Below are 24787 nucleotides of genomic sequence, written 5' to 3' on the forward strand. Positions count from 1 at the left end.
CCCCGGGACCGCGGCACAGGGTGACCCGGTCCCGGGGTCCGGCGCGTTCCGGGGCCGCACATCGGCCCCGGGGCCGCATACCGGCCTCCGTACGACGACGGGCGCCGGGCGGCCTCACATGGCCGTGCGGGCGGACCACAGCTCGGGGAAGACGTCCCGCCGCATCGAGCGCTCCAGCCAGCCCGCGCCGCTGGAGCCGCCGGTGCCGATCTTGGCGCCCATCGTGCGCCGCACCGCCATCAGGTGGCGGTAGCGCCACTCCGAGAACCGCTCGGCCACGTCGGTGAGCGTCTCGGCCAGCTCCCACAGCGCGTCTCCCGGCCCGTACTCCGAGTAGACGCGCACCCACGCGGCCTCCACGACCGGGCTCGGCTCGTACGGCTCGGCCGGATCGCGGGCGAGCGTCCCGGCGGGGATCGGGTGGCCGTGCCGGGACAGCAGGGCGAGCACGGCGTCGTACAGGCTCGGCGCACGCAGGGCGTCCAGCAGCTCCCGGTACACCTCGGGGTTGGCACGGTGCGGGCGGGTCAGCGGTTCCGACTTGTTCCCGAGGAGGAACTCGACGTGGCGGTACATCGCGGACTGGAACCCGGACGCCTCGCCGAGGCTCTCGCGGAAGGCGTTGAACCGGGCCGGGGTGAGCGTGCCCAGTGCCGACCAGGCCGCGTTCAGCACCTCCAGATAACGCGTGACCCTCCGCAGGACGACGGTCGCGCCGACGAGGTCGTCCTCGTCGAGCCGCCGCACGGCGAGCCGCAGCTCGGTCCTGATCAGCCCGAAATACAGCTCCATGACCTGCGTCGTCACCAGGAAGGCGGGCTCCTCGGGGACGTCGGTCCGCGGCCTCAGGAGCGTGTGCAGGACGTCGGTGCCGACGTACTCGTCATAGGGCGTGCGGTGCGTGAAGTCCACCGTGGGCGTTCGCATATCCCCTCCTTGTTCCTCCTCCAATGATCCGCGACCACACGAAAGGGGGAAATAGGATGAAAAAGGCGATAAGACTGATCGGCCTTCCGTTCCGAAGCCAGATCGACGGATCGCCTTCCATTCATGCGGAGCCCCGGCCCTCACCGCCGCGGGCTCCGCCGTACGGGCCGATCCGGGGAGGCGTGCGGGTGGACGCGATGGACTGGGCGATCCTGGCCGAGCTGCAGGCGGACGCGCGGTTGTCGTACAGCGAGCTGTCCCGGCGGGTGCACATGTCGGCGCCGGCGGTGGCGGAGCGGGTCCGGCGGCTGGAGGAGAGCGGGGTGATCTCCGGCTACCACGCCCATGTGGACCTCGGACTGGCCGGGCGCACGGTGCGGGCGCTGATCCGCATGTCCTGCTACGGACCGCGCTGCGTGCTCCGCGACGAGGAGGCCCTGGCCCGGCCGGAGATCCTCCAGGTGTACCGCGTCACCGGCGACACCTGCTGCCTGCTCCTGGTCGCGGTGCCGTCGATGGAGGCGTTCGAGGCGCTGATCGACCTGCTCGCGCAGTACGGCAGGCCGTCCAGCACGATGGTCCTGTCCAGCCCGGTGCCGTGGCGGCCGGTCACCGCGCCGCCCGCGACCGGCCCGGCGTCAGGATGACGCGGACGCCCACGGAATCCGTCAGGCGACCTTCCACGTACGGTCGCCCAGGGTCGCGACGACATCGACGGTTCCCCCGAGCGCGGCGACATAGGCGCGTACGACGTCGATCCCGGAAACCTCACCGTTCTCGATCTTGGAGATCCGCGCCTGCGTCACGCCGAGGGCCTCGGCAAGCTCCACCTGGGTGACTCCCACGGCCTTGCGCATCTCGGCGAGCTGGTGGCCGCGCACGTACGCCTCGCGCCGCTGGCGGGCGGCCTGCCGTCCTGCCGCACGCTCGGCGTCGGGGCGCGAATCCAGCGCGCGCGCCCTCGCCCTCACATCGGACCATTTGGAGTATCCGCCGCTCATCGTCCCTCCTCCTTCAACGAGATCAGGTGCGCCTCGAACCGTTCGTCGGCGAGGGGGATCGCCGCGCGATACCACCCGTCCCAGTTACCCGCTTTGTCCCCCGCCACCAGGAAGATCGCCTCTCTCGCCGGATCGAAGGCGAAGATGATCCGGATCTCACTCTTTCCCGATGAGGGCGGACGCAGCTCCTTCATATTGTGAAAGCGACTGCCCTGAAGCCGGTCCACCAGCGGGCGTCGGGCCATCGGCCCTTCCTCGGCGAGCTGATCGATGGCGTCCGCGATCAGATCGCCGGTCTCGGGATCATCCACGCAGATTGCCAGATACCACTCTTCCACTTCGGGATGAAGGCTGATCTCCCAGCTCATCGGCCCACTATAACCCATCCGTCATATCCAGGAGTCGGACGGCAGGCTCCCCCTGGGGCGGTTCCGGCCCGCCCGAGCACACCGCCCCGGAGGTGAACACGGGCGGGCCGAGGAGGGCCCGGCCGGGCCGCACCGGAGTCGCGCGTGGGTCTTGACTCCCGACCGCCGGTCCGTTTTGATTAGGAAAGTTTCCTAATGGAAACGGCTTCCCCCGCTGCTCACAGGATCCGGAGGCGGAAACGTGACATCGACGCCCCGGCCCGGCCCGGCCGGGATCCCCCGGCCGCCCGCGGCGGTGAAGTGCCGGCGTACACCCCGGCGCGACCTCGAAGGAGCCGACATGGTGCTGATCACAGGCGACGTCCGTACCGGAAACGGGTCATGGACATCCCCGCGAAGCTGAGCGACGGCGGCTTCCCCGCCTGGTCGTTGCCGCTGGACGCGACGTGCGCGGAGTTCGCGCGGTCGGTCGCGCGAGCCCTGTGCCAGGAGTTCGGCCTGGCGCGCGACATCGTCGACGACGTCACGCTCATCGCCTCCGAACTCGCCACCAACGCCCTCCTGCACGCGTACCGGACGGAACGGACGCCTCCGGGCACGGGCCGCCCGGAGATGTGGGCCTACCTGCGGCGGTGCTCGGTGCCGGAGATCGTCGTCAAGGTGGTCGACCCCGTGCCGTGGAAGGGCCCGTTCCGCCGTCCGCCGCAGTCGCCGCCCACCGACTCCACCGGCGGGCGCGGGCTGCACCTGGTGGACGCGCTGACCGCCGAGCACGGCGGCCGCTGGGGAGTGCACCCTACGCGCGCCCGCCTCGGCGCGTCGCCGTACCCGGGGAAGGCGGTGTTCTTCACCGTCCCGGTCTCCGCCCGGACCACGGAGCTCGTCCCGGAGACCGCGACGGCACGGCGGCGGCCGTGGGCCTGCCGCCGGTCCGCCGAGCGGATCCACGCGCTGCTCACCGCCCGCGGCCTGCGCGCAGACCTGACCGGCGACGGAACCCTGCTGCACGAGGGCGGCGGATGGCAGGTGCGGGTCCGCGAGGAGTGGATCTCCTACCGGCTGCTCGGCGGCGAGGCCGTACGGCTTCCCGCCTCGGAGGGGATCGAGGTCGTGGAGCGGATCGTCCGGCACACCGAGGAACTCGTCGCGGTCTGCTCCCGCATGGCCCTCCCCCTGTGATGCGGGAACCGGGGTCCGGCCGGACGGTCAGCGGATCCGCAGGGACGGGCGGCGGCCCCAGGTGGCCCAGCGCCAGAGCCACTCCATCGGACCGAAGCGGAATCGGCGCAGCCACAGCGTGGACCACAGCCACTGGACTCCGAGGATGACGCCCGCGGTCGCGAACACCGCGGCCCACGACCGGCCGAGCGGCAGGCCGAGGACGCGCGCGGCGCCCAGCACGAGGATCGACGCGCTCAGATAGTTCGTCAGCGCCATCCGGCCCAGCGGCGCGAACACGGCCCGCAGCACCGGCCGCGCGGGTGTCCTGAGCAGCACGAGCAGGGCGCACACGTACGTCCCGGCCAGCAGCACCCCGGCCAGGGCGAGCGCGGAGGAGAAACCGCGCAGGTCGCCGGACATCGTCCGCGTCTGCCACCACAGCGCGGGCGCCGCCGCCGCTGCGAAGACCAGGCCCAGTACGGCCGGGACCCGGGTGGAGCGCTCGATCCGGCCGATCACCCCGTACCTGGTCAGCGCGGACCCCAGCAGGAACAGCCCGGCGATCAGCATGACCCGTTCACCCTGCGCGATCAGCGACGCGGTGACGAGCACGGGAGCGAGCGCGGCCACGGCCCACCGCGGCAGCCAGGTGGAGGGCAGCAACACCAGCAGGCCGACGATGGCGTACCAGCTCAGGATGTCCCCCTGCCACAGCAGCAGGAAGTGCGCCGCTCCGAACGCGAGCAGGACCAGAAGCCGGCGCAGGAGGAGCGGGCGTGGCTTGGCGGCGCGCACCGTGGCGGATTCCAGCAGCAGCGAGAACCCGACGCCGAACAGCAGGGAGAAGATCGGGAAGAAGCGTTGATCGACGAGCAGGCCCATCCACGTCTCGGCCGCGCCCGCCGTCGGCTCGTCCACGCGGAGGGCGGTGACGCTGGCGATCGGCTGGACGTTGGCCAGCAGGATCCCGCACAGGGCGAACCCGCGTACGACGTCGAGTGCCGCGATGCGCGGCCGCCCGGGAGACGCGCCGGGAGGACCGTACGGAGAGCCGCCGGGAGAGGCGGGAGGGGAGCCGGCCCGGTCGGCGCGGCGGGGCGGGGCGGACGGCGGCCGCACCCCGCCGCGCCCCTCGGACGGCGTCCCCGCGTCGGGGACCGGAGAGAGAGCTTCGTGTGGCATGGCGCTCATCCTGCGGGCCGTGGCCCGGCTCCGGCACCGGCCGAAAGCGGGGTTCGCCGCCGCCGCGATCGTACTTTCGGCCGGTATGACCCGCCGGGGTCCATCTCATAGCCTCGACCGTTGTGAACGTTCCCGAGTGGCTGGCCGGACGGGCCAGGAACGCGGCCGACGCCGGGCTCGCCGTCGTGTTCGCGGCGGCGCTCGCGTTCTGGGCGTCCCGGATCGCGGAAAGCTGGGGAGGCGGCTACTGGGGGTTCGACTGCGCCGCCGGCGCCGTGGTGTGCCTGATCGCCTTGTTGCGGCGGCGCGACCGGGCGTGGGCGGCGTTCGCCGGGCTGGCCGTCGCGGCGGTCGCGATCCTGGCCGCCCGGTTCGGCGACCTGCCCGCGGAACCGGGGCCCGCGATGACCCTCGGCCTGTCCGTGCTCGTGGGCTCGGCCGTACGGGCGCTCCCCGCCCGGTCCGCGTGCGCGGTCGCCGCCGGAGGGCTCGCGATCGTGGCCGGCAGCCTGCTCTGCGCCCGTACGTTCGCCTTCGGGATCCCCTCCGTGACGATGCTGAGCGGCGCGGGATGGCTCGCCGCCGTCGCCGCCGGGCTGTTGCCCCGGCTGCTCGCCACCCGCCGGAGAGCCATGGCGGGCAGGGTGCGCCGCGACGAGCGGCTGGCCCTGGCGAGGGAGCTGCACGACGTGGTCGCGCACCACGTCACCGGCATCGTGCTCCAGGCGCAGGCCGCCCAGCTCGTCGCGCGCAAACGCCCGGAGACGCTGGAGTCCTCGCTCGCCGGCATCGAGGCGGCCGGCGCCGACGCGCTCGCCGCGATGCGCCGCGTCGTCGGGCTGCTGCGCGACGCCGGCGACGCGGACCCGGCCCCGCCCGCCTCCGAACGGCTGAGCGAGCTGGTCGGGCGCTTCGAGGGCGGCGGCCGGACGGTACGCCTGCGGCTGCCCGGCGACGACGCCGAGTCGGCGTGGCCGCCCGAGGTGGCGAGCACCGTCTACCGGGTCGTCCGGGAGTCGCTGACCAACGTCTCCCGCCACGCGGCGCAGGCCCGGTCCGTCACGATCAGCGTCGGCCAGGATCGGGAGGCCGTGACCGTCGAGGTCGCCGACGACGCGCCGCGCGCGCCCGTCCGGTCCCCCCACCGGCGCGGGTACGGCCTGGTCGGGATGCGGGAACGCGTCGAGGCGCTCGGCGGCACACTGCGCGCCGGTCCGGGCGAGGAGGCCGGCTGGTCGGTTCTCGCCACGCTGCCCGTCCCGGCGCGGGAGCGGCGATGACCATCAACGTGCTGATCGCCGACGACCAGGCGATGGTCCGCGGCGGCCTGCGGCTCATCCTCGAGGACCAGCCCGACATCAGCGTGGTCGCGGAGGCCGCCGACGGCGCCGAGGCGGTCGCCCTCGCCAGGCGGCTGCGCCCGGACGTGTGCCTCGTGGACATCCGTATGCCCCTCCTCGACGGGATCGAGGTCACCCGCGCGCTGGCCGGCCCCGGCGTCGCCGACCCGCTCCGGGTCGTCGTGGTCACCACCTTCGACCTCGACGAGTACGTCTACGGCGCCCTGCGCGGCGGCGCGGTCGGCTTCCTCCTGAAGGACGCGGGCCCGGCGCTGCTGGTGGAGGCCGTACGGGCCGCGCACGCGGGAGACGCCCTCGTGTCCCCGTCGGTCACCGTCCGGCTGCTGCGCCACCTGACCACCGGCGCCGCGCCGCCCTCGGCCGCGACCGCCCGGCCGCTGTCGGACCGGGAGATCGAGGTGGTGCGGGCCATCGCCCGGGGCCGTACCAACCAGGAGATCGCCTCGGAGCTGTTCATCTCGCTGAGCACGGTGAAGAGCCACGTGTCGGCCATCCAGGCCAAGCTCAAGGTGCGCAACCGGGTCGGGATCGCCGCCTGGGCCTGGGAGAACCGCCTCGCCGGCCCCACGTAGCAGCCTCGCCCGCGTACTCACCGGCGGAGCGGACGGTTTTCCGAAGCCGTCCGCTCGGACTTCGGCGCAAGGCCCTCACCGCGATCGAAAGCCGAGGGTTCGGCCCGCAGAGATCCGCCCGTTGCCGTTCGGCGGGCCTACCACGGTGTCCTCGGCCACCGATCCGGCGAGAGCGCGTCAATGCGGAGCGAGCCGGAGGGGGATGCGGCGAGCTGAATAAGGTTGTCGGAGTGAGCACCGAACTGGAGCGACTGGCTCTCAGGCTGCGTGAGTTCGCGCGGGCGAGGGACTGGGAGCAGTTCCATACCCCCAAGAATCTGGCGATGGCCCTCGCGGGCGAGGTCGGGGAGCTGGTCGCCGAGTTTCAGTGGCTTACCCCCGCCGAGTCGGCCGACCTCGATCCCGCGACGTTGGCCAGGGTGCGCGGGGAGATCGCCGACGTGATGGCGTATCTGGTCCGACTGGCCGACAGCCTCGGCGTGGATCTGGCCGAGGCGACCAACGCCAAACTGGACGAGAACGAGCGCAGATACGACGTCGGGCGTTATCGCGGGTCCGCCGAAAAGGCGCCTCCGCTGACCTCGTGATCGTCATGTGACGCGGCCCGACGGGCTTTCGCCTTCGTACGGCTCCCGCCGGAGAAGACGAGTGACCGCGAGATCGACCTCAGCGCCGGTTCGATACCCCCGGGGCCGGCGGCCTGCGGCATCCGCGTGACCCGGCGGTGTGTGATCACTGTCGCCGTCGGCGTCTCTCATGGGCCCCAGGACGGGCAAGGAGAGAAGGAGACTCTCGGGATCAGTGCTCCGCGCCCGCCCGGAGGGTGCGGCGCTCGCCGGTGACCTTCGAGGCCGGAAGACGTCCGGCCTTGGACGTTCCCGTGAGAGAGTCGCCGTCGATCGTCACGGCGAAGGCCAGGTTCAGCCGCATGGGCTTGGTGATGGCCTGTCGCCACGTGAGCCGGTCGCCGTCGAGGACGACGTCGTTGAGCGGGACTTCCTCTCCTGCCCCGCGGGCGGTGCCGACGAGGACCGCGTCCTCGCGCCGGAACTCGGCCACGGCCTTGATCCTGCCGATGGGGGTGGAGATCGACAGGTCCCAGGTGCCTTCGACGGACATGCTGCTGTTCTTCCTGACGATGTGCTGCGGGAGGAGGGGCGGGTCAGAATCGGGCGGGCTGCGGGCCCGTGTTCCGCCAGACGGTGCCGCGGCGCTCATGGGCGAACAGTTCCTCGACGGCGTGGGCGATCCGGGGGCCCACCTCACGCTCCAGCAGGTACAGGCCCAGGTCGAGTCCGGAGGTGACACCGGCGCCGGTGACGAGGTCGCCGTCGTCGACGACGCGGGCGCTCACCGCGTGGACGCCGGTGGCGTCGAGCATGTCCAGGCCCATGTGGTGCGTCGTGGCGTGGCGTCCCACCAGCAGGCCGGCCATGGCCAGTACGAGCGAGCCGCCGCACACCGCGCTGACGGTCACCTCGGGATTCTCCATCGCGGCCTTCAACAGCGCGGGCAGCTCGGTGGTCAGGGTGCGCTGACACCCCTCAACGGAATGCTGCCAGGGCCCCTCGGAGCTCGCCCAGGCAGAACCGGAACGGAACCGGAACGCGGTGCACCAGCTCGAACGCCTTCGACCGGTCCCACGCCCGTCAAGGTCACCGTGCGGATCCGGGAGTCCATCGTGGCCGTCGAGCGCGCGCGGGCGGTGCTCTCCGAGCGGGTGCGCCGGGCTCATGAGGGCCGCTAGCGTTGGGGCCCATGATCGTATGGCTCAACGGCACCCACGGCGCAGGCAAGACGACGACCAGCGCACTCGTGCAGCCACTGATCCCAAATTCACGGGTGTTCGACGCCGAGAAGGTCGGCGAGACACTCATGGACATCAAGCCGGGGCTGCCCTGGACGGGCAACTTCCAGCACTGGCCGCCGTGGCGGCCGCTCGTCGTCGAGACCGCCCGCCACGTACTCGACTACACCGGCGGCACTCTGGTGATCCCCATGACTGTCCTGGTCGAGCAGTACTGGCGCGAGATCAGCACGGGCCTCGCCCAACATGCCATTCCGGTACGGCACTTCGTCCTCCACGCCGACCAAGAAACCCTCCGCGGGCGCATCGAGGGGGACACTGTTCTTGGCCCCTCCTCATTCCGTCTCCAATACCTTGAGCCCTACGCCGAGGCGGCCCGCACGTGGCTACACAGCGAGGCCGAGGTCGTCGACACCACGCACCTCACGCCCATCCAGGCCGCCCTGCAGATTGCGGAGGCCGTCAAGAGTTGAGGTCCGCCTGCCTGCCGAAGCTCGCCGCTTTACGACGTAGATTTGGATTTGTCGTTTCGTCGGTTCGTGGTGCTCATACTGATCTATGGACGCTGACCACAGGCGACAAGGCTGAAGGTCGGGCACGGTCAGTCCGAAACGATGGCGAGGATTGCCGTGCCGTCCCGGCCGGTTGCCACCTGGATCACCACGGCGTCGGGCTGAGGACTCGGCCGAGCGCCCGGCAGGCGACCGCAGAAGTTGCTGGAGCCGTTGCGGCGTAGGACGGTGATGCAGCCCTGCCCCGGACCGCTCGCCCCGCCGTTGGACTGGCCGTTGCCCGAGTTGACCGTGTATTCGACCCTGTTCGGGCCCACCTCGGTCACGGACAGCGTCCCCGGACCGGCCGGCCCCTTGAACCGGACCGTTACCGGACCGGACACTGCGATCTCACAGTTGCCGTCCGCACAGGCGCCGACGTCACGCCTGTCTGCCGCCGGCTCCGACGGCTCGGCAGAGGCGGTGCGACCAACGGACGGGCTCGGTGAGGACTGCGCGGAGGGGGACTCCGACGCACCCTCCGCACGCGAGGACGCCCCACCGATCTTGCCTGAGCCACTGCAGCCGATCGCCGTCAGGGCGGCCAGCACCGCCAGTGCTACGCCCGCTCCTGACCGACGCGTACGCGCCGTTCGCTCTCTGCTCGCCGTTGCCGTCGCGGTCATGATGTTGTTCCCCCTGTTGTCCGGCGTGCCGTGGTGCCGCGTCTCGATATAGGTCGAGAGTCTTAACCACCTGATTCCCCGTAGGCGCCGAGTTGTCGATACCGTCGCCTGAGAGGTCGTAGTCCTTGGTGTTCCGACCTCGGCGACAGTCTTGCCGCGTGGCGATCGGTGTCCGTGGGCGCGCGCTCCGCACGGGCCCGCATCCGCGCCGGCGCCACCGACTTCCGCCGCCGCTCCGCCGCCTCTTCCATCGCCCAGGCCGAGCCGTCCGTCTGGTGGTCCGGGGCCGTGCAGCACGTCGCCCGCGCTCCACCCTGAAGCGACGAAAGCCCTGGTCAGGTTCCGGATGTACCACGGCGACAGCCGCCGCAGCGTGCTGCTGTGGTCGTGGATCTTCTGGGCGACCTGGAGCGCGTGCTTGCGGGTCCCGGCGCGGCGGCGGGCTCGTCCGTCGTCGTCCCCGAGCCGGTCAAGGATGTTCGAGCCGGCGACGGCACCTCACTGCGCGACGGCAGGGCACACACCAGCTTCGCCGCTACTTCGCCGGCGTCCCCCCGGTCGGCGGCGTGACGATCAAGGATCTGTCCGAGTACGGGGCACGCCGGTGTCTGCGCCCACATGCTGCCTTCGTCCCGCGACCGGCCCGCGAGGCCATCGATCGGCAGTTCCGGCACACCGAAAGCCGCTGAGACGGAACTGCGACAGAACTGAGGTCCGCGCCCTGGCGAAGGGGCGGGGAGGGGGGCGTGCCGCATTGACGGCTCTGCGGTCACACCACCCCTGCGACGTGCGGTTTTCTCAGCGTACGGGGAGACCGGTGACGGAGCGGCCGATGATGAGGCGCTGGATCTCGGAGGTGCCCTCGAAGATCGTGTAGATCTTCGCGTCGCGGTGGAAGCGCTCCACGGGGTGCTCGCGGGTGTAGCCGGCGCCGCCGAGGATCTGGATGGCCTGCTCGGTCACCCAGACGGCGGTCTCGCTGGCGACGAGCTTGCTCATCGACCCCTCGGCCTGCTCCATCGGGCGCCCGTGCCGGGCCATCCAGGCGGCGCGCCACGTCATGAGCCGCGCGACGTCCACCCGGGTCGCCATGTCGGCCAGCAGGAACGCGACCGCCTGGTTCTCCCCGATCTTGCGGCCGAACTGCTCGCGCTCGCGGGCGTAGTCCCTGGCGTACTCGTACGCGGCGCGGGCGGTGCCGACGGCCATGGCGGCCACGAGCGGGCGGGTGGACTCGAAGGTCCGCATCGCGCCCTGCTCTCCGGCGCGGGCCCCGGAGCGTACGCGGGCGAGCCGGGCGTCGAGCTTCTCCTTGCCGCCGATCAGGCAGGATCCGGGCACGCGTACGTTGTCGAGGACGACCTCGGCGGTGTGCGAGGCGCGGATGCCGTGCTTGCGGAACTTCTGCCCCTGTGAGAGGCCGGGGGTGCCGGGCGGGATGATGAAGGACGCCTGCCCGCGCGTCCCCAGCTCGGGGTCCACGGAGGCGACGACGATGTGCACGTTGGCGATGCCGCCGTTGGTCGCCCAGGTCTTCACGCCGTTGAGGACCCAGTCGCCGTCGTCGTACACCGCGCGGGTGCGGATCGCGCCGACGTCGCTGCCGGCGTCCGGCTCGGAGGCGCAGAACGCGGCGACCTTGACGTCGTCCGGGGTGCCGAACATCTGCGGCAGCCACTCCCCCACCTGCTCGGGCGTGCCGCCGGTGGCGAGGGCGGCGGCGGCCAGGCCGGTCCCGACGATGGACAGGCCGATGCCGGCGTCGCCCCAGAAGAGCTCCTCGAAGGCCACGTGCAGCCCGAGGCCGGACTCCTCGAACCACTGCTGGGCGAAGAAGTCGAGGGAGTACAGCCCGATCTTGGCGGCCTCCTGGATGACCGGCCAGGGCGTCTCCTCGCGCTCGTCCCATTCCGCGCCCGCCGGGCGGACGACGTCGCGGGAGAACCGGCGCACCCAGTCCCGCATCTCCCGCAGGTCGTCGTTCAGTTCGGGGCAGAAGCCCGTCGCGCCGTCGCTCATCGCACTTCTCCGTCAGGGGTCGAGGCGGGGATCACCGGTCGTAACACCGGACGGCGCGCAAACTTACCGGTCGGTAGCATTTCCGCGCAACCGGCCTTCCCAGGAGTCACCGCCCCCGGGCGGCGTAGTGCGGGATGGTCACCATCGGCGGGCGCTCGGCCACGGCGACGTCCCGCACGATCGGCTCGTGGATGGACCGGTGCCCGGCCGTGCCCCGCCGGAACTGGGTGAGCAGGGGGGACGGCGCGTGCAGCGAGACGATGCGGTCCTGGCGTTCCAGCCGCGACCAGGCGGTGTACATGATCTGTCCGGCCATGCCGCCGAGCGCCTCGGTGGACTGGTGGGAGTGGACCCGCCGTCCGAGGTCCACCTGCGCCAGCGCGTCCAGCCCGGCCAGGTCGAGCAGGTCGATCAGCAGCCCGAGCTCCACGCCGTACCCGGTGACGAACGGCACCCGCTCAAGGGCGCTGCGCCGTCCGGCGTACTCGCCGGCGAGCGGCTGGACGAACCCGGCGAGCAGCGGCCAGTGCAGGTTGAGCAGCGGCCGGGCGACCAGCTCGGTCACCCGTCCTCCGCCGCCCTGCAGCTCCGACAGCGGCCGGTCGTAGCATCCCTTGACGTACACGACGGAGGGGTCGGCCAGCAGCGGGCCGAGCAGGCCGGTCACGAACGAGGTGCGGAACTCGCGCAGGTCGGCGTCGACGAAGACGACGAGGTCGCCGGTGGTCACGGCGAGGGACTTCCACAACGCCTCGCCCTTGCCGTCGAGCGGGTGGAGGTCGCACAGGATCTCGTCCTGGGCGAAGACCTTGGCCCCCGCCTGCACCGCCTGGGCGGCGGTCTCGTCGGTCGAGCGCGAGTCGATGACGACGAGCTCGTCCACCAGCGGGACCCTCTCGACAAGGTCGCGCCGGATCGCCGAGACGATCTCGCCGACGGTCTCGGCCTCGTTCCTGGCCGGCAGCACGACGCTGATCCTCGTGGCGCCCTTGGCCTCCATCAGGGCCCTTACGGGCCAGTCGGCCGAGGATGACGTACGGCCGCGCAGCCAGGCTTCCACCTCAGGCAGCACGCAGGATCCTCATTTCTCCGCCGCAGTCCACAGTTATCACCTTATGGTGTCCGATCCCGCGTGGGAGTCGGGGTGCGCGCCGCCTCGCCGGTGTGCCGTCGCGGCCGCAGGGCGGCCCCGGTGACGGGGGCCGGGCCGGGGCGGCGGCGCCCACGGCGGGCGGGGCGCCCCAGGGCGCTCGACGTCGCGTCCATGAGGGGGATGGCGCCGTAGAGGTGGCCGGTGGCGAGCAGGCCGGTCAGCACGAACACGAGCACGGTGCGCCCGAAGGGCGGTCAGGCCGGGATGGCGGGCGAGGCGCTCCCGGGCGGCCCGGAAGGCGCGGAAAGCCCTCGGCGGGCGGTCAGGACGCGGCGTGCCGTTCCAGGAACGCGTACACGTCGGCCTCGTCGACGCCGGGGAACGATCCAGGCGGCAGGGCCGCGAGGACGTGCGAGTTGGCCCGCGCCGACGGCCAGGCGTAGCCCTCCCAGCGCTGCGCCAGCTCGGCCGGCGGGCGGCGGCAACACTCGCCGTTGGGGCAGTTGGACCGGGTCCGGTTCGTCGTCTCCCGGCCGCGGAACCAGCGTGACTCGCGGAACGGCACGCCGAGCGTGATGGCGTAGTCCTTGCCCTGCGACGGGTCCACGTGCGCGACGCAGAAGTACGTCCCGGTGGGCGAGTCGGAGTACTGGTAGTACACCGAGAACCGGTCCGGCGACAGGAACACCTGCCGGCCGGACCACTGCACGCACATCCGCTGGCCCTCGATCGCGCCCTGCTCGTCCGCGGGGAAGACGATGCCGTCGTTCTCGTACGCCTTGTAGATGGTGCCGCCCGCGTCGTTGCGGACGAAGTGGCAGACCAGATCCAGGTGGCGGGTGGCCAGGTTCGTGAACCGGTGCGCCGCCATCTCGTACGACACGGCGAAGACGTCGCGCAGGTCCTCCACCGACAGGGCCCGGTCCTGCTTGGCCTCCCGCAGGTACGGCGCGGCCGCGGCCTCCGGCACGAGCACGGCGGCGGCGAAGTAGTTGGCCTCCACCCGCTGGCGGAGGAAGTCGGCGAAGTCGCGCGGCTTGTGGTGCTGGAGCGCGAAGTGGCCGAGGGTCTGCAGGAGCACGGTGCGCGGCGTGTGCATGCCGAGCTGCTCCCGCTTGAGGTAGATGCGCCGGTTGCGCAGGTCGGTCACGGATCGGGCCGAACGCGGCAGGTCCTGCGCGGTGTGGACGGTGAACCCGAAGTGCGACACGAGCGCCTGGACCGTGCTCTCCGAGAGCGCGCCGGCGCGGTACCCGACGGCGGCCAGCGCCTCGGCGGCCGCGTTCTCGATCTCCTCGAAGTAGTTGCCCAGCTCGCGCTGCTTGCGGCGCAGCTCGGCGTTGGCCGCGCGGGCCTCCTCCGGGGTGGCCGTCCCCTTGGCCTGGCGGGCCTTGAGCTCCTCGTACAGGCCGAGGATGTGCTCCAGCACGTCGTTGGTGACGCGGGCGGAGACCTTCAGCTTGCTCAGTCCGAGGCCGGCGTAGAGCGGGTCCCGCTGGGCCTCCTCCAGTGCGATCTCCAGTTGGGCCCTGCGGTTGGGCGCCTGGCGGCGCAGCAGTTCCTCGACCGGCACGTTCAGCGCGCCGGCCAGGGACTTCAGCAGCGACAGCTTGGGCTCGCGCTTGCCGTTCTCCAGGAGGGAGAGCTGGCTCGGGGCGCGGCCGACGCGCTCGCCCAGCTCGGAGAGGGTGAGGCCGCGCTGCTTGCGCAGGTGCCTGAGCCGCTGCCCGAAGGCCAGGAGGTCGAGCTCCTGCGTCAAAGACAGCGGTTCTTCACCAAGCATGGATGGCATACCCGGATCATATGCGAAATTTCGGCGTTTCTTCCAGTCTGCGGCTTTCGTGATGCCGCGCGGGGGCGCGCCCACCTGCGACGACCGCTCGCCCGCCCGCGACGCCGTCCGGCCCCGGGACACCGCGGCCTCCGGGAGGGTACGACCGACGCCATTGGTCTAGTCCATAGAGAAAAGTCCGCGTTTCTTCTCCGCTGAATACTCACGAGTCTTGACTTAGGCGGAAATTTCACGACTTTTCGCTTCGATCTCGGGTTGCTGGATCTCCACACTCAGTCGGACACTCGAACCAAGCACCCAGGTGATGACAGAACGCCTCAGACAGGGACAGACGGTCCTGTATCGGGTGGCAGCAACAAGGGAGTGACGACAATGTCGGACCGGTTCACGGCGGCCGCGCGGCGGCTCCAGGACGACTGGGACACCAACCCCCGCTGGAAGGACGTCGAGCGCACGTACACCGCCGAGGACGTCGTGCGGCTGCGCGGCTCCGTCCAGGAGGAGCACACGCTGGCCCGGCTCGGCGCGGAGCGGCTGTGGCACCTGCTGCGGACCGAGGACTACGTGAACTCGCTGGGCGCGCTCACCGGCAACCAGGCCGTGCAGCAGGTGAAGGCCGGCCTGAAGGCCATCTACCTGTCCGGCTGGCAGGTCGCCGCCGACGCGAACCTGGGCGCGCAGACGTACCCCGACCAGAGCCTCTACCCCGCCAACTCGGTGCCCGCCGTGGTGCGGCGCATCAACAACGCGCTGCTGCGCGCGGACCAGATCACCTGGTCCGAGGGCGACGAGGACGCGCCGCACTGGCTCGCGCCGATCGTGGCCGACGCCGAGGCCGGGTTCGGCGGCGTTCTGAACGCCTTCGAGCTGATGAAGGGCATGATCGCGGCCGGCGCGGCGGGCGTGCACTGGGAGGACCAGCTCGCCTCGGAGAAGAAGTGCGGCCACCTGGGCGGCAAGGTGCTGATCCCGACCGCGCAGCACATCAAGACCCTCAACGCGGCCCGGCTCGCGGCCGACGTGGCCGGGGTGCCCTCGCTGATCGTCGCGCGGACCGACGCCCAGGCCGCGACCCTGCTGACCAGCGACGTGGACCCGCGCGACCGGGAGTTCTGCACCGGCGACCGCACCGCGGAGGGCTTCTACCGGGTGCGCAACGGCGTCGGCGCCTGCATCGCCCGGGGCCTCGCCTACGCGCCGTACTCGGACCTGCTGTGGATGGAGACGTCCACCCCCGACCTCGACGTCGCCCGGACGTTCGCGGAGGCGATCAAGGAGCGGTACCCCGACCAGATGCTCGCCTACAACTGCTCGCCGTCCTTCAACTGGAAGCAGCACCTGGACGACTCCACGATCGCCAAGTTCCAGCGGGAGCTCGGCCACATGGGGTACAAGTTCCAGTTCATCACCCTGGCCGGCTTCCACTCGCTCAACTACTCGATGTTCGACCTGGCCCGCGGCTACGCCGAGGAGGGCATGACGGCCTACGTCGAGCTGCAGGAGAGGGAGTTCGCGGCCGAGTCGCGCGGCTACACCGCCACCCGCCACCAGCGCGAGGTCGGCACCGGATACTTCGACCTGGTCAGCACGGCCATCGCGCCGGACTCCTCGACGACGGCCCTGAAGGGCTCGACCGAGGAGGAGCAGTTCACGCAGGCTCACTAACCAGCGGGATCGGGTGACGCCCCTCGTCGGGCACGCCCCCGCCAGGTCGAGGCGAAGGCCCCGCCGGAGCGCCGCAGGTCACCTCGGCCGAGGGACCGGACGGCGCTCCGGCGGGGCCTTCCCATGCTTCTCACCGGGACACCCACCGGGCCTCTCTCACACCGCGCCTCGTGCCGGGCCCACCGCGCTTCTCACCGCGCTTTCCGCACCGCGTTTACCTCACCGGGCCCCGACACGGCGCGTACGGCCCGCCCGGCTCACAGCCGCACGGCTCGGGCGTACCAGCGGCCGTCCACCGGGTGGATGATCAGCCGCCGCCCGAAGCAGTCCGACAGGTTCGCGTCGGTCAGCACCTCGTCGACCGGCCCGCCGACGACCACGCGGGTGTCCCGCATCAGCAGGGCGTGCGTGGTGCCGGCGGGCACCTCCTCCAGGTGGTGGGTCACCAGGACGGTGGTCAGGTCGGAGCGGGTCGCGGCGAGGTTCTCCAGCGCCTCGATCAGGTCCTCGCGGGCCGGGAGGTCCAGCCCGGAGAACGGCTCGTCCAGCAGCAGGACCGCCGGGTCGGCCATCAGCGCCCTGGCCACCCGGACCCGCGCCCGCTCGCCCTGGGAGCAGACGGCGAACGGCCGGTCCCCCAGGTCCTTGCAGCCGAGGTCGGCCAGCAGGCGGTGCGCCCGCTCCCGCTCGGCGTCGCCGTACCTGTCCCAGAGGGGGGCGCTGGTGCCGGTGTGGCCGGTGAGCACGACGGTGAGGGCGGTCGCGCCCTCCTCCTCCAGCAGGGCCTCGTCGACGAGCCGCTGGCTGGCCGCGACGAGGCCGATGTGCCGCCGCAGCTCGCGCAGGTCCACCCGGCCGAGCCGCCGGCCCAGCACCTCGGCCGTGCCCGACGTCGGGTGCCGTACGGCGGCGGCCACCGAGAGCATGGTGGTCTTCCCGGCCCCGTTGGGGCCGAGCACGACCCAGTGCTGGCCGTACTCGACGCGCCAGTCGACGTCGGCCAGGAGGGTCCGGCCGGCCGCGCGGACGGTCACGTCGTTCAGTTCGAGGGCTGCTCCGTCGATTCGCATGCGTTCAAGGATGCAACAGCGGCCCGACCCTACGCGCCGGTCGTCCGATGCGTGGACGGAGCACGGTGGAGGACCCCCGGGTCAGGCGGCGGCGGTCTTGCCCGAGCCTCCGGCCCGCTCCTCGACGGCCTGGAGGAAACGCGCGACGTGCCGGAAGAAGATCCGCGCCTCCGGGACGACGTCGGCCAGGATCGGGAACACGTGCGGCATCCGGCGCCACTCCTCGTACGTCACGGGCACGCCGTTCTCCCGCGCGCTGAGCACGACGCGGCGGGCCTCATTGCGCAGGATCTCGGTCGAGCCGGTCACGATCATGAGCGGCGGGATCCCCGTGTAGTCGCCGTAGACCGGCGACACCAGCGGGTCACGGCAGTCGAGGCCGGCCGTCCACTGGCGGGCGAGCCAGTCCACCCGGCCCGCCGGCAGCATCGGGTCCAGCCACCGGTTGTCCCTGCGGCAGCCGTCGCTCAGGTCGGTCCACGGGGACAGGCAGATGGCGGCGGCGGGCAGCGGCAGCCCCCGGTCGCGCAGCGCCAGCAGCGTGGCGAGCGTGAGGTGCCCGCCGGCCGAGTCACCGGCGAGCAGCATGTCCTTGGCCGTGAACCCCCGGTCGAGCAGGCCCTCGTACGCCTCGAGCGCGTCGCTGAGCGACTCGGCGAGCGAGTGGACCGGCCCCTGCCGGTAGTCGAGCGCGAGCACCGGCCGCCGGGTGGCGGCCGACAGCCGCCAGGTGATGGGCCGGTGTGTGGCCGGGGAGCATATGAAATAGGCGCCACCGTGGAAGTAGAGCAGCACCTTCGTCTCGTCCAGTCCGGGGCCGCCCCGCACCCACTCGCCGGAGCAGCCGTTGAAGCGGGCGCGGACGGTGGACGCCTCCGCCGGCAGCCGTCCCGGCACCCACTGCCCGAGGCCGATCAGCCTGCTGGCCAGGGCCATTCCGGCCGTGTGGCGCAGGAGGACGGCGGAGATGGGCCGCGCCGTGCCGCGCAGGAGGCCGTTGAAGGCGGCGGCCTGCCAGCTCACGGGGTAACCGGGATGGATGTCGACATCGATCTCCGACTTCACGCTGACCTCCACTCCCGCCTCATGGACCATCGCCGCTGACGGTCGCTCTTGCCGACGGATACCGGACAGGCCGGGAAAAACTCCACTATATGTCCCTATATGCCGAAACCCCTCTGCCCAGAAAACCGGGGATCAGGCCCGGACTCCGGGCTTCCCGGGCCGGCGCCCCGCCCCCTTGGGCGGCGGAGCGGGCGAACTCCGGCGCGGGGTCCGGCGAAGACGCTCACGGAGCCGAACCCCGCACGCGGTTATTCCGTTGCGCGCGCTCCTCCTGGTCGCTAAGTTCCGTCGTTCGTGCCGACAGTCCATCGGAGGTTCCTCGCTTCATCGCCCTCTATTTCGCTTTATGCCCAACTTGTCCGGTACGGCTTCCGCAAGCACGCCACCTATTGGGGAGCGGCCGCCGCGGGAGCGTTCACCAACACCGTCTTCGGCGTCCTGCGGGCGTACGTGCTGATCGCGCTGTGGCGGGCCCGCCCCGGCCTCGGCGGGTACGACATCGCGGACGCGGTGACCTTCTGCTTCCTCACCCAGGCGTACATCGGGCCGATGCAGGTCTTCGGCGGTGGCCTGGAGATCGCGCAGCGCGTCCGGTCCGGCGACATCGCCCTCGACCTGGCGCGACCGGCGCCGCTCGTCCTCTGGACCCTGTCCGAGGACCTGGGCCGGGCCGGATACCTCTTCCTCGCGCGCAGCCTCCCCCCGACGGTCGTCGGCGCGCTGCTGTTCGGGATCGTCCTCCCCGACGGGGCCGCCGTGTGGGCGGCGTTCGCCGCGAGCTTCGCGCTCGGCGTCGTCATCAGCTTCGGCTGGCGCTACATCGTCGCCCTGGCCACCTGCTGGCTCCGTGACGACCGGGGCCTCGCGGTCGTGTCCCTGGTCCTGACCACGTTCTTCAGCGGGCTGATGTTGCCGCTGGTGATCTTCCCCGGCTGGCTGGGGACCGTCGCGCGCGCCCTGCCCTGGTCCGCGATGGTCCAGGTGCCCGCCGACGTCTACCTCGGCACGGCCGACATCCCCCGGACGCTCGGCTTCCAGGCGCTGTGGGCCGCCGTCCTGCTGGCCCTCGGCGCGCTCCTCACCCGGGCCGCCCGGCGGAGGGTGGTCATCGATGGCGGGTGAGGTCTGATGCGCGTCTACCTCCTGCTCATCTGGACGTGGACCCGGGCCGCCGCCCGCTACCCCGCCTCGTTCGCGCTGATGACCGCCGCCGGAACGGTCACGGCCGGGCTGGACGTCGCCGTCATCTGGGTCGTCTTCAGCAACACGACGACGCTCGGCGGCTTCGACGTGTCCGAGGTCATGTTCCTGTACGGCGCAGGGGGCCTGGCGTTCTCGATCGCGGACCTGCTCTTCAGCAACGCCGACCGGGTCGGCCAGCACATCAGGGCGGGCACCCTCGACGCCATGTTGGTCCGGCCCGTCGGCACGTTCGTCCAGGTGACCGCGGACCGGTTCACCCCGCACCGCGCGGGGCGGGTGCTCCAGGCCGCGATTGTGCTCGGCGTCGCCCTCGCCCGGCTGGACGTGCCCGGGTCGCGGCTCTGGATGATCCCCGTCATGGTCGTCTGCGGCATCGTGATCTTCGCGTCGATCTGGGCCCTCGGCGGCGCGCTCCAGTTCCTGCTCACCGACTCCTCGGAGGTCGCCAACGCCTTCACGTACGGCGGGGCCACGCTCGGCCAGTACCCGCTCAGCGTCTACGGCGCCGAACTGGTGCGCGGCGTCACCTACGTCCTGCCGCTGGCGTTCGTCAACTGGCAGCCCGGCCTGTACGTCCTGGACCGCGCCGACCCGCTGGGCCTGCCGTACGCGCTGCGTTTCCTCTCCCCGGTCGCCGCGGCGGCGCTGGCGGTCGCCGCCGCGCTCGCCTGGCGCGCCGGGGTCCGCCGTTACCGATCGACAGGGAGCTAGACCGGATGATCGACGCAGACCGCCTCGGCCGGTCGTTCCGGGTCCGCCGGACGACCGTGCACGCCGTACGCGACTTGTCCTTCCACGTGGCGGCCGGCGAGTTCGTCGGCTGCCTCGGCCCGAACGGCGCGGGCAAGTCCACCACCATCAAGATGCTGACCGGCGTGCTCGCGCCCACCTCGGGCCGGGTCACCGTCGCCGGTCTGGCCCCGTCCCGGCGCCGTACGGCCGTCGCCCGCGAGATCGGCGTGGTGTTCGGCCAGCGGACGACCCTGTGGTGGGACCTCCCGCTGCGGGACAGCCTCGACCTGGTCCGCCTCCTGTACAAAGTAGATCGCGTTCGTTTCCGGGAGCGGCTCGGCGAGTTGACCGAACGGCTCGGCCTGGGCGGCTTCCTCGCGACCCCGGTCCGCCAGCTCAGCCTCGGGCAGCGCATGCGCGGCGACATCGCCGCCGCGCTCCTGCACGACCCGTCGGTGCTGGTGCTCGACGAGCCGACGATCGGGCTCGACGTCGTCAGCAAGGCCGAGGTGCGCGCGTTCCTGCGCGACCTGAACGCCGAACGCGGGACGACCGTCCTGCTGACCACCCACGACCTCGGCGACGTAGAACGGCTGTGCCGCCGGGTCCTGCTGATCGACCACGGGCGGCTGGCCTTCGACGGGACGGTGGACGAGCTGCGCGCCACGGTGCCGGGCGAGACGTCGATCGAGGACGTCGTCGCCCACCTCTACCGCAACAGCCCGCCGTCGCGGTGATCCGTCAGCAGATCGTCTGCCCGTAGATGGCCTCTCAGTAGACGGCCTGTCAGTACCCCTGCTCCTCGAACTCGTCCTCCTCGTCCCGGGGAGGGCCGGCCCAGCGCGACGGCATGAGCACGGGCAGGAACAGCGCCACGCCCAGGGCGCCGTACACGCCGGTGGAGAGCAGGGTGACCATGCCCCGGCCCGCCTGGACGACCTCCTCATGCAGGGAGGTCGCGGTCGGGGCCAGCCCGGCCGCCCGGGTGACGTCCAGCGCGTACACGACCGTCCAGGCCAGCAGGGCGATCGACGGGACGAAGGCGGCGAGCGGGGACACCCGGCCCGCGAGCACCAGGCCGAGCAGCAGGCCGACGACGGCGACCACGCCCAGGGCGATCAGCATCCGGGAGTCCCCGGAGGGGTTCACGTTGGAGACCGCCCCGCGCACCAGTTCCTGGGCGGCCCAGCCTCCGCCGAAGAGGAGAACGGCCGCGAGAAGCGCGCCGAGGAGCAACCCGAAGAAGTGCCGCATGACCACCACCTCGTGTGGGAGCGCCCTGAGGGGGGTGCGGGCGCCCCGCGGTTGGCCGCAACATTAGCGACAAATCCGGTCTAAAGGCACACCTCTCGACGAGAGCCGTCAGGACGTGACATCGCGGGAAGTGAAGCGGGCCCAGGCGAACGCGCCGGACACCGCGGCGTATCCCGCGAAGACCAGCAACCCCGTGCCCATGCGCCCGGTGTCCATCGGCGCCCGCAGCACGCCGTCGAACGCGTTCCACCACGACGCCAGCAGGAACGGCCGGAGCGCCGACAACTGCGGGATCACCGCGAGCACCTGCGAGACGACCACCAGCACCACGCTCGCGGCGATCGCGCCGATCGGGTTCTCGGTCAGCGTCGAGAACGCCAGCGCCAGCGCGCCGAGCGCCGCCATCCCCGCCGCCGCGTACAGCACCGCCAGCCCGGCGCGCAGCAGGCCCTCGGCGTACGGCACGGTCGTGCCCGACAGCAGCGTGACCGGGCCGGTCGGGAACAGCGCCAGCCCGGCGACCAGCGCGGACACCGCGACCAGCGCGCACGCGGCCAGGCAGAAGATCAGGACGTTCGCGTACTTGAGCGCGAGCAGCCGGCCGCGGCCGGCCGGGGCGGTGAGCAGATACCTGAGCGTGCCCTGGCTCGCCTCTCCCGCCACCGCGTCCCCCGCCACCACCGAGACGGCCAGCGGCAGGATCAGCGGCAGCATGGCGGACAGCGAGGCGAAGGCGAGGACGAGCCCGTTGCCCGCGACCCGCGCGATGATCGGTCCGGCGTCGCCGTCCGCGCCCGCGATCCGCACCGCCACCCCGATCAGCACCGGCACGACGGCGAGCACCGCGAGCATGGCCAGATGCCGCGGCCTGCGGAAGGTCAGCGCCGTCTCGGACGCGAGCAGCCGCGCCGCCGCGCGCGCCGGCCCGGCCGCCCGGAGCGGCGCGGCGTGGGCGAGCGTCTCATGACTCGACATCGAAACCCTCCCCCGTGAGGCGGACGTAGACGTCTTCCAGGCTGGGCCGCACCACGGCGAAGCCGCGGACGGCGACGCCGTCCCCGACGAGCGCGGCGCAGATCCGCTCGGGCGGCGTGTCGCCCAGCTCGGCGGTGGCCACACCGCCCGCGCGGCTCACGGCCGTCAGGCCGAGCCCGGCGAGCACGGCCGCCGCCACGTCCGCGTCCGGCGTCTCGACCCGGACCGAGGCGGCCACGCCCGCGCGCAGCTCGGCGATCGGCCCCTGGGCGACCAGCCGCCCGGTGCGCATGACACCGGCGTGGGTGCACATCTGCTCCACCTCCGACAGCAGGTGGGAGGAGACGAACACCGTCGTGCCGTCCGCGGCCACCTCCTTGATCAGCGCGCGTACCTCCCTCGTGCCCTGGGGGTCCAGGCCGTTGGTCGGCTCGTCGAGGACGAGCAGCTCCCTGGGGCCGAGCAGGGTGGCCGCGATCGCCAGCCGGTGGCGCATCCCCAGGGAGTAGGCCCGGTAGCGCTTGCCCGCCGCGTTTCCTAGCCCCACCCGGTCGAGCGCCGCGCCGACGCGGCGGGCCGCCGTCCGCGGGTCGGACCGGGGGTCGGCCGCGTCGAGGCGGAGCAGGTTGGCCTCGCCCGACAGGTACGGGTAGAAGGCCGGGCCCTCGACGAGGGCGCCGACCCTCGGCAGCGCCCTGGAGACGCCGTCCGGCATGGGCTCGCCGAGCACGGAACAGCGGCCGGACGTCGGCGTGACCAGCCCGAGCAGCATCCGGATGGTGGTCGTCTTCCCCGACCCGTTCGGCCCGAGGAAGCCGAAGACCGATCCGCGCGGCACGGCCAGGTGCAGGTCGTCCACGGCCACGTGGCCGCCGCGGAAGCGCTTGGTCAGCCCGGCCGTGACGATCGCGTGGCCGGCGTCGCCCGCGGCGGCGCCCTCCGCACGGACGCCGGGCCCGTACGCGGTGTCATGGTCGCCGGGGTGGAGCGGGGCCGCCGCGCCGGACGGCCCCGCCTTCGTCGCCCCGCTCACGGGGCCGCCCGCCGCACCCGGCTCACTTCGCCGCCGCCGCGGCGTACAGGACCTCGGGGGTGACGGCGCCCGCGAGCAGCCGGCCGTCGTCGGTGAGCAGCGCCGTGACGAGCTTCGTCCGGATCAGCCGCCCGCTCCCCCACTCCCCGCTGACCGGGGCGGCCGCGTTCAGCATGCCGTTCGCGAGGGAGGCGACGCCCTCCACGTCCCGCCCGCCCTTCGCCCGGTCCGCGGCCCCGGCCAGGTCACCCTCGAAGCGCTTCGGGAGGGACACGACGACCACCCGGTCCCAGCCGTCCCCGACGACGCGCGGCGCGGCGGCGCCGTGCCCGTCCGCGCCGGGCTCGCCGTCCTTGCCGTGGGGTCCGCGCCCGATCGGCGGCGCGGTGGCCTCCTCGACCTTCGCCCCGGGCGGGGGTGTGAAGGCGAAGTTCTCCGGCGCGGGCGGGGTGAACGTCACCGAGTCGAAGCCGACCTCGAACGCCGGCTCCGCCGTCCCCTTCGCGTAGAGCTGGACGCGCAGCGGGACGAGGGTCTCGCCGTCGAACGCCAGCCGCACCTCCTTGACCAGCGATCCGGCGTCCTTGGGGGTGAGCACGACCTGGTACGCGGCGCGGCCGGCGACGGTCGCGTCCTCGCCGACGGCGATCTCGGTGTCCGTGCCCGCCGCCCGCAGCGCCTCCTCGGCCGCCTGCCGCGGAGTGACCGTCCCCGTGTACGGCACGGCGTCCGGCCGTCCGGCCCCGTCCGGCGCGCCCTTGATCCGGGTGGCCGTGTTGGCGGCGCTGTCCCACCACCACACCTGGTCGCCGTTCACGACGAGGTCGTTCTCGTTCATCTCGTCGGGCACCATCAGGCGGAGCCGGTCGGGCCCGCCGTACCAGACCTTGGCCTGGTGGGAACCGGACAGCAGGCCCAGCGGCGAGGTCGCGCCCCCGGCGACCGGCAGGGCGGGCAGGCCGAGGGACGCGGTCTCGACGATGGTGCCCGACATCTGCGGCAACCGTCCCGACTGCCACTTCTCGGCGGCGTCGGCGAGCAACTCGGCGGCGGTGCGGCGGGGAAGGGACGGCTCCCCCTGGACCGCCGCGATCACCGGCCCCGCCGCCACGACACCGGCGACCACCGCCACGGCGGCGACGGGCACGCCCCACCTCATGGCACGTGTTCCACTACGCATGTCATGCCTCCACTGTGCTGAATCACCCGGTTTCCCGCGCGAAACGGAACGAATGTCATCGGATCCGGTCGATCGGTCCGACGTTCTGTAGCCTGCGCGCCCGAACCTGAGCCGACGCTGAGACGACCTGAGAGGGCTCTCAGCCGGATC

At 72.3% G+C, this 24787-nt stretch carries 27 protein-coding genes; 10 read left to right on the forward strand and 17 right to left on the reverse strand.

All coding sequences use genetic code 11. The features are described 5' to 3' along the window. Positions 1-114 precede the first annotated feature (114 nt). Positions 115-927, reverse strand: coding sequence for a tryptophan 2,3-dioxygenase (locus tag AWQ70_RS23285; protein WP_067179551.1), 813 nt, complete (start codon positions 925-927; stop codon positions 115-117). 197 nt (positions 928-1124) lie between these two features. Between AWQ70_RS23285 and AWQ70_RS23290 the strand changes: the two genes are divergently transcribed. After that, the gene (locus tag AWQ70_RS23290; protein ID WP_067179638.1) at positions 1125-1574 is read left to right on the forward strand and encodes an Lrp/AsnC family transcriptional regulator; all 450 of its coding nucleotides are present in this window, start codon (positions 1125-1127) and stop codon (positions 1572-1574) included. 21 nt (positions 1575-1595) lie between these two features. Here the strand turns inward: AWQ70_RS23290 and AWQ70_RS23295 are convergent, their stop codons facing one another. Together AWQ70_RS23295 and AWQ70_RS23300 are read right to left on the reverse strand one after the other, a co-directional pair. Further along, positions 1596-1928 (reverse strand): helix-turn-helix domain-containing protein, encoded by a 333-nt coding sequence (locus tag AWQ70_RS23295; RefSeq protein ID WP_067179553.1) that lies wholly within the window; start codon positions 1926-1928, stop codon positions 1596-1598. Then, positions 1925-2296 (reverse strand): type II toxin-antitoxin system RelE/ParE family toxin, encoded by a 372-nt coding sequence (locus tag AWQ70_RS23300; protein ID WP_067179555.1) that lies wholly within the window; start codon positions 2294-2296, stop codon positions 1925-1927. Before AWQ70_RS23300 ends, AWQ70_RS23295 begins: the two co-directional genes overlap by 4 nt. A gap of 381 nt (positions 2297-2677) precedes the next feature. Here AWQ70_RS23300 and AWQ70_RS39180 point away from each other — a divergent pair, with 381 nt between their 5' ends. Beyond that, the gene (locus AWQ70_RS39180; protein ID WP_067179556.1) at positions 2678-3475 is read left to right on the forward strand and encodes an ATP-binding protein; all 798 of its coding nucleotides are present in this window, start codon (positions 2678-2680) and stop codon (positions 3473-3475) included. A gap of 27 nt (positions 3476-3502) precedes the next feature. On the opposite strand, the gene AWQ70_RS23310 is transcribed toward AWQ70_RS39180, so the two are convergent. Then, entirely contained in the window at positions 3503-4639 is a 1137-nt protein-coding gene (locus AWQ70_RS23310; RefSeq protein ID WP_084517685.1) for a DUF418 domain-containing protein, read from the reverse strand. 122 nt (positions 4640-4761) lie between these two features. Here AWQ70_RS23310 and AWQ70_RS23315 point away from each other — a divergent pair, with 122 nt between their 5' ends. The 3 genes from AWQ70_RS23315 (at position 4762) to AWQ70_RS23325 (ending at position 7159) form a co-directional block, all read left to right on the forward strand. After that, positions 4762-5919 carry a sensor histidine kinase gene (locus AWQ70_RS23315; RefSeq protein ID WP_084517686.1) on the forward strand — a complete coding sequence of 386 codons (1158 nt, stop codon included), beginning with the start codon at positions 4762-4764 and terminating at the stop codon, positions 5917-5919. Continuing rightward, positions 5916-6572 carry a response regulator gene (locus AWQ70_RS23320; protein WP_067179558.1) on the forward strand — a complete coding sequence of 219 codons (657 nt, stop codon included), beginning with the start codon at positions 5916-5918 and terminating at the stop codon, positions 6570-6572. Before AWQ70_RS23315 ends, AWQ70_RS23320 begins: the two co-directional genes overlap by 4 nt. 230 nt (positions 6573-6802) lie before the next feature. After that, on the forward strand, positions 6803-7159 hold the full coding sequence (locus AWQ70_RS23325) for a nucleotide pyrophosphohydrolase (protein ID WP_245647112.1): 357 nt from the start codon (positions 6803-6805) through the stop codon (positions 7157-7159). A gap of 211 nt (positions 7160-7370) precedes the next feature. On the opposite strand, the gene AWQ70_RS23330 is transcribed toward AWQ70_RS23325, so the two are convergent. Both AWQ70_RS23330 and AWQ70_RS42070 read right to left on the reverse strand, forming a co-directional pair. Beyond that, the gene (locus AWQ70_RS23330; protein ID WP_067179560.1) at positions 7371-7691 is read right to left on the reverse strand and encodes a hypothetical protein; all 321 of its coding nucleotides are present in this window, start codon (positions 7689-7691) and stop codon (positions 7371-7373) included. A 43-nt stretch (positions 7692-7734) separates the two neighbouring features. Further along, positions 7735-8307 carry a DJ-1/PfpI family protein gene (locus AWQ70_RS42070; protein WP_218004623.1) on the reverse strand — a complete coding sequence of 191 codons (573 nt, stop codon included), beginning with the start codon at positions 8305-8307 and terminating at the stop codon, positions 7735-7737. Positions 8308-8330: 23 nt separating this feature from the next. On the opposite strand from AWQ70_RS42070, the gene AWQ70_RS23340 reads away from it, so the two are divergent. Further along, positions 8331-8852: a P-loop nucleotide/nucleoside kinase family protein gene (locus AWQ70_RS23340; protein WP_067179562.1), complete on the forward strand. Its 522-nt coding sequence runs from the start codon at positions 8331-8333 to the stop codon at positions 8850-8852. A gap of 128 nt (positions 8853-8980) precedes the next feature. Here the strand turns inward: AWQ70_RS23340 and AWQ70_RS40640 are convergent, their stop codons facing one another. From AWQ70_RS40640 to AWQ70_RS23370, 5 genes are all read right to left on the reverse strand, one after another. Then, entirely contained in the window at positions 8981-9217 is a 237-nt protein-coding gene (locus AWQ70_RS40640) for a hypothetical protein (RefSeq protein WP_218004624.1), read from the reverse strand. A 1137-nt stretch (positions 9218-10354) separates the two neighbouring features. After that, positions 10355-11575, reverse strand: coding sequence for an acyl-CoA dehydrogenase family protein (locus AWQ70_RS23355; protein ID WP_067179566.1), 1221 nt, complete (start codon positions 11573-11575; stop codon positions 10355-10357). A gap of 106 nt (positions 11576-11681) precedes the next feature. Beyond that, positions 11682-12647: a glucosyl-3-phosphoglycerate synthase gene (locus AWQ70_RS23360; RefSeq protein WP_067179568.1), complete on the reverse strand. Its 966-nt coding sequence runs from the start codon at positions 12645-12647 to the stop codon at positions 11682-11684. 41 nt (positions 12648-12688) lie between these two features. Next, positions 12689-12904 carry a hypothetical protein gene (locus tag AWQ70_RS23365; protein WP_067179570.1) on the reverse strand — a complete coding sequence of 72 codons (216 nt, stop codon included), beginning with the start codon at positions 12902-12904 and terminating at the stop codon, positions 12689-12691. An 86-nt stretch (positions 12905-12990) separates the two neighbouring features. Further along, a complete protein-coding gene (locus tag AWQ70_RS23370; protein WP_084517687.1) occupies positions 12991-14460 on the reverse strand; it encodes a helix-turn-helix domain-containing protein in 1470 nt (489 codons plus the stop codon). A 372-nt stretch (positions 14461-14832) separates the two neighbouring features. Here AWQ70_RS23370 and aceA point away from each other — a divergent pair, with 372 nt between their 5' ends. After that, a complete protein-coding gene (aceA, locus tag AWQ70_RS23375; RefSeq protein ID WP_067179574.1) occupies positions 14833-16125 on the forward strand; it encodes an isocitrate lyase in 1293 nt (430 codons plus the stop codon). Positions 16126-16382: 257 nt separating this feature from the next. Here the strand turns inward: aceA and AWQ70_RS23380 are convergent, their stop codons facing one another. Beyond that, complete coding sequence (locus AWQ70_RS23380; RefSeq protein ID WP_218004627.1) at positions 16383-17189, reverse strand: ABC transporter ATP-binding protein; 807 nt, start codon at positions 17187-17189, stop codon at positions 16383-16385. 87 nt (positions 17190-17276) lie between these two features. After that, the gene (locus AWQ70_RS23385; protein WP_157530273.1) at positions 17277-18260 is read right to left on the reverse strand and encodes an alpha/beta hydrolase; all 984 of its coding nucleotides are present in this window, start codon (positions 18258-18260) and stop codon (positions 17277-17279) included. A 294-nt stretch (positions 18261-18554) separates the two neighbouring features. On the opposite strand from AWQ70_RS23385, the gene AWQ70_RS23390 reads away from it, so the two are divergent. Genes AWQ70_RS23390 through AWQ70_RS23400 form a run of 3 tightly spaced genes read left to right on the forward strand, consistent with a single transcriptional unit; the run spans position 18555 to position 20932 of the window. Beyond that, a complete protein-coding gene (locus tag AWQ70_RS23390) occupies positions 18555-19382 on the forward strand; it encodes an ABC transporter permease (protein ID WP_245647114.1) in 828 nt (275 codons plus the stop codon). A gap of 6 nt (positions 19383-19388) precedes the next feature. Continuing rightward, positions 19389-20174, forward strand: coding sequence for an ABC transporter permease (locus AWQ70_RS23395; protein WP_067179579.1), 786 nt, complete (start codon positions 19389-19391; stop codon positions 20172-20174). A 5-nt stretch (positions 20175-20179) separates the two neighbouring features. Beyond that, positions 20180-20932 carry an ABC transporter ATP-binding protein gene (locus AWQ70_RS23400; RefSeq protein ID WP_067179581.1) on the forward strand — a complete coding sequence of 251 codons (753 nt, stop codon included), beginning with the start codon at positions 20180-20182 and terminating at the stop codon, positions 20930-20932. A gap of 49 nt (positions 20933-20981) precedes the next feature. On the opposite strand, the gene AWQ70_RS23405 is transcribed toward AWQ70_RS23400, so the two are convergent. The 4 genes from AWQ70_RS23405 to AWQ70_RS23420 form a co-directional block, all read right to left on the reverse strand. Beyond that, positions 20982-21449 carry a hypothetical protein gene (locus AWQ70_RS23405; RefSeq protein ID WP_067179661.1) on the reverse strand — a complete coding sequence of 156 codons (468 nt, stop codon included), beginning with the start codon at positions 21447-21449 and terminating at the stop codon, positions 20982-20984. Between the two features lie 108 nt (positions 21450-21557). After that, positions 21558-22424 carry an ABC transporter permease gene (locus AWQ70_RS23410; protein WP_067179584.1) on the reverse strand — a complete coding sequence of 289 codons (867 nt, stop codon included), beginning with the start codon at positions 22422-22424 and terminating at the stop codon, positions 21558-21560. Beyond that, a complete protein-coding gene (locus tag AWQ70_RS23415; protein WP_084517689.1) occupies positions 22411-23457 on the reverse strand; it encodes an ABC transporter ATP-binding protein in 1047 nt (348 codons plus the stop codon). Before AWQ70_RS23415 ends, AWQ70_RS23410 begins: the two co-directional genes overlap by 14 nt. 22 nt (positions 23458-23479) lie before the next feature. Next, positions 23480-24637 carry a LolA family protein gene (locus AWQ70_RS23420; RefSeq protein ID WP_067179587.1) on the reverse strand — a complete coding sequence of 386 codons (1158 nt, stop codon included), beginning with the start codon at positions 24635-24637 and terminating at the stop codon, positions 23480-23482. Positions 24638-24787 lie beyond the last annotated feature (150 nt).

The sequence above is a fragment of the Microtetraspora niveoalba genome (assembly GCF_001570405.1).
Taxonomy (GTDB): Bacteria; Actinomycetota; Actinomycetes; order Streptosporangiales; family Streptosporangiaceae; genus Microtetraspora; species Microtetraspora niveoalba.